The following is a 3,844-nucleotide window of genomic DNA, read 5'->3' as shown; positions in this document are numbered from 1 at the left end:
CCCCATCCACACGCTGGCCGCGATGCTCGCGACCTTGATGCCGCAGAGTGCCCCCCCCCCCCCGCCCCTATGAGGCCTTCGGCTACGCGGAGTCCAGGTGCTCGGCGAGCAGCGCTGGGGTCGGCGCCTGGAACACCGCCCGCACCGGCACCCGCAGGCCGAGGTCCGCCTGCGCGCGCCCGCTCAGGCGCACCGCGAGCAGCGAAGTACCGCCGAGGTCGAAGAAGTTGTCGTCGACACCGACCTCCTCCCGCTGGAGCAGGCCGGCGAACAGCGCGGCCAGGGCGCCCTCCCGCCCGCCGCGCGGCGCCCGCCCTTCACCGCCGTCGCCCGCACCGCCCGAGCGCCGGCGCGGGGCGGGCAGCGCGGCTCGGTCCAGCTTCCCGTTCGGGGCCAGCGGCAGCCGGTCGAGCACCACGAACGCGGACGGGATCATGAAGGTGGGCAGCCGGTCGGCCACGTGGCGCCGCATTACCCGCGCGGTCAGCCCGGCCACCGCCTCGCCGCCAGGATCGGCCGGGACCACGTAGGCGACGAGCGCACCGGCGCCCGAGCCCGCCGCGGGGCGCAGCACGACCACGGCCTGGGCGATGTCGGGGTGCGTGACCAGGGCCGTCTCGATCTCGGCGGGCTCGATGCGGATGCCGCGCAGCTTCATCTGACCGTCGTCGCGCCCGAGCAGCTCCAGCTGGCCGTCGGCGGTCCACCGGGCCACGTCGCCGGTGCGGTACATCCGCTCGCCCGCAGGGCCGAACGGGTCGGCGAGGAAGCGCTCCGCGGTCTGCCCCGGTCGGGCGTGGTAGCCGCGGCCCACCGCGCCGGCCACGAACAGCTCGCCCACCACCCCCTGCGGGACCGGCACCAGGCCCGGCCCGAGGACGTAGGTGCGCATGTTGCCCAGCGGGGTGCCGATGGGGACGCCGCCCTCTCCCTGCCAGTCGTCGGGGACCGTGTACGTGGTGGCGTAGAAGCTCTCCGTCTGGCCGTAGGCGTTGACCAGGGTCGTGTCCGGGAGCACCGCCCGCACCTGCCGGGCCAGGGCCGCCGAGAGCTTCTCCCCGGCGAAGACCGCCGTGTCCACCGTCAGGCGCCCCTGGAGCTGTTCGAGCACCTCGGCGAAGACCGAAGGGACGGTGTGCAGGACGGTGCCCGACCACCGTCCGCGCTCGCCCAGCTCGAGGACGTCGCGGACGACCTCGACGGTGGCGCCGGTGCTCAGCGCGGTGAACACCTCGAACACCGACACGTCGAAGTTGATGGAGCTGCTCGCCAGCATCCGCGCGCCGGGCCGCATGCGCACGGTGGCCGCCAGGCGGAGCACGCCGTTGACGACGTTGGCGTGCGAGATGGCCACGCCCTTGGGCGTGCCCGTGGAGCCGGAGGTGTACATCAGGTAGGCGAGGTTGTCCGGGCGCAGCGGCGGCCGCGCGGGCCCGGCGCCGGGGGTGTCCTCGGCGGGCCCGTCCAGGGCCAGGCTCTCCATCAGGAGGCACGTGCCGGCGTGCTCCGGCAGCGCCCGCGCGGTCTCGGCGTCGGTGAGGATCAGGCGGGGGGCGGCGTCCTCGAGGAGGTGGCCCAGGCGGCGGCTGGGGTAGCGGGGGTCGATCGGCAGATATCCGGCGCCGGACTTCAGGATGCCGAGGAGCGCCACCACCAGGTCGGCCGAGCGCGGCAGGGCGAGGCCCACCACCGACTCGGGTCCCGCCCCCGCGTCCCGCAGCGTGCGGGCGACCCGGTCGGTGCGCTCGTCCAGCTCCCGGTACGTCAGGGAGACGTCGCCGCAGACCACGGCCACCGCGTCCGGGGCCTCGGCGAACCGCGGCGCCACCAGCTCCGGGATCGTCACCGCCGGGGTGGGGGCGGCGGTGTCGACGAAGTCCACCAGGAGCCGCCGTCGTTCGGCGTCGTCGAGGACGTCGACCGCCCCCACCCGCACCGCGGGGTCGGCGCTCACGTGCCGCAGCGCGCGGACGTAGCAGGCCGCCAGGTACTCCGCTCCGGCCGCGTCGAACAGGTCGGCGGCGTAGTCGAGCGTGCCGTGGATCTCCGCGCCTTCCCCCGTCGTGCGCAGCCGCAGCGACAGGTCGTAGGGGGTGCTGTCCACCGGCTCCGACCACGCGGTCACGCTCACTCCGGGCAGTGCGACGGCGAGGTCCGGGCCCTCGCGCAGGTCGAACGCCACCTGGAACAGCGGGTGGTGGGCCAGGGAGCGCTGCGGCTCCAGCGCCTCCACCAGGTGGGCGAACGGCAGGTCCCGGTGGGCCTCGGCGGCCAGCGTTTTGCGGCGCACCTGCTCCAGGAGGCCGGTGAAGGCCGGGTTGCCGCTCAGGTCCGCCCTGAGCACCCAGGCGTCGTCGAAGGGGCCCACGCAGCGCGCCCAGGCCGCGTCGGGGCGCCGCGCGGCGGGCGAGCCGATGGGGATGTCCGCGCCGCCGCCGAGCTGGTGCAGCACCACCGCGAGGGCGGCGCGCAGCACCGCGCCGGTGCGCACCCCGCGCTCGTCGGCGAGGTCCGCCACCGCCTTGGCGAGGCCCTCGTCCAGGACCAGCGGGACCCGGCCCGCGCGGTGGCTCGCCTCCGGCGGGCGCGGCCGGTCGGCGGGCAGCGGCAGCGGCGCGGGCACGCCCGCGAGTTCGGCGCGCCAGTAGGCGAGGTCGCGCTCGTGCGGGCCGCTCTCCTCCGCCAGCAACTTCTGCTGCCACAGGGCGAAGTCCGCGTACGGAACCGGCGCGTCCGTCCAGACGGGCGCGGCCCCCTCCCGGCGGGCGGCGTAAGCGGTCGCCAGATCGTCGGTGAGCGGACGCAGCGATTCCTCGTCCGCCGCGACGCGGTGCGTCACGAGGACCAGGACGTGGTCCTCGGGGGCGCACCGCAGGACAGCGGCACGCACCGGAATGTCCGTGGTCAGATCGAAGTGGTGGGACGCCTGCGCGGCAATGGTGTCGGAAACCCGCTCGGGCGCCGCCTCGATCACAGGAATGTCCAGGCCCAGTTCGGAGACCGGTACCACGTGCCGGCCGGGAACTCCCTCCGCGTCCTCGGCGCATATCGTGCGCAAACCTTCGTGGCGGGCCACGACGTCCTCGACGGCGCGCACCAGCGCGGCCGTTTCGAGGGCCCCGGTCATCCGCAGCACCAACGGAATGTTGTGCATGGTCGAAGGGCCCTGAATTCGATGGATGAGCCACAGTCGGCGCTGCGCAAGCGACAACGGATTCATGCGTGCCTACTCCTTGTTCGTCCAGCGTGGTTCGAGTCTGTCGGGACCGTCCGCGCCATGCCATGGTTCCGGGGTGTTCCTCGGAACACGGCGAGCGCATTCCTGTGGCCGACGTCGATTTGGTGCGTGCGCATTGCCGTGACCGACCTCGATGCGCGATTCTCGACACGGCATTTCGACAAATCCGGCCGCGCGTTCGTCCTGTCCCGTCGACAGGACCGGTGAAGACGAACGTCGTGGCGGTCGGAGCCGTCGCACGCGTGAGCCGGTACCGACCGGAGCCGAACGGAGAAAACGTGCACATCACCGTCGATGAACAGTCCTGCCTCGGGGCGGGCCAGTGCGTCCTGACCGTCCCCGACGTCTTCGACCAGGACGAGATGACCAGCCGGGTCATCCTCCTGGAGGGACGGCCGCCCGCGGATCTGAAGGAGGACGTCGTCGAGGCCGCGCGGGCCTGCCCGGCCCAGGCGATCACGGTGACGGACGACTGACCTCCGCACTCCGCGGGTCCCGCACCACCCCGCACGTCCCCCCACGGCCCCCCACCGCCGCGGGGGGGGGGGGGCGGGGGGGGGGGGGGGGGGGGGGGGGGGGGGGGGGGTGGGGGGGGGGGGGGGGGGG

General features: G+C 74.5%; 2 protein-coding genes. One reads left to right on the top strand and one right to left on the bottom strand.

Going from position 1 to position 3,844, the window contains the following annotated elements; genetic code table 11:
* Positions 1–82: 82 nt before the first annotated feature.
* Positions 83–3,220, bottom strand: coding sequence for a non-ribosomal peptide synthetase (locus AC07GB_RS11060; RefSeq protein WP_478843836.1), 3,138 nt, complete (start codon positions 3,218–3,220; stop codon positions 83–85).
* 296 nt (positions 3,221–3,516) lie between these two features.
* Between AC07GB_RS11060 and AC07GB_RS11055 the strand changes: the two genes are divergently transcribed.
* Entirely contained in the window at positions 3,517–3,714 is a 198-nt protein-coding gene (locus AC07GB_RS11055; RefSeq protein ID WP_478843834.1) for a ferredoxin, read from the top strand.
* Positions 3,715–3,844: the final 130 nt, after the last annotated feature.

This window comes from Streptomyces sp. NPDC045778 (genome assembly GCF_056431945.1).
The sequence above is the reverse complement of the archived record's forward strand: the minus strand, read 5'-3'. Positions and strand labels throughout refer to the sequence as shown.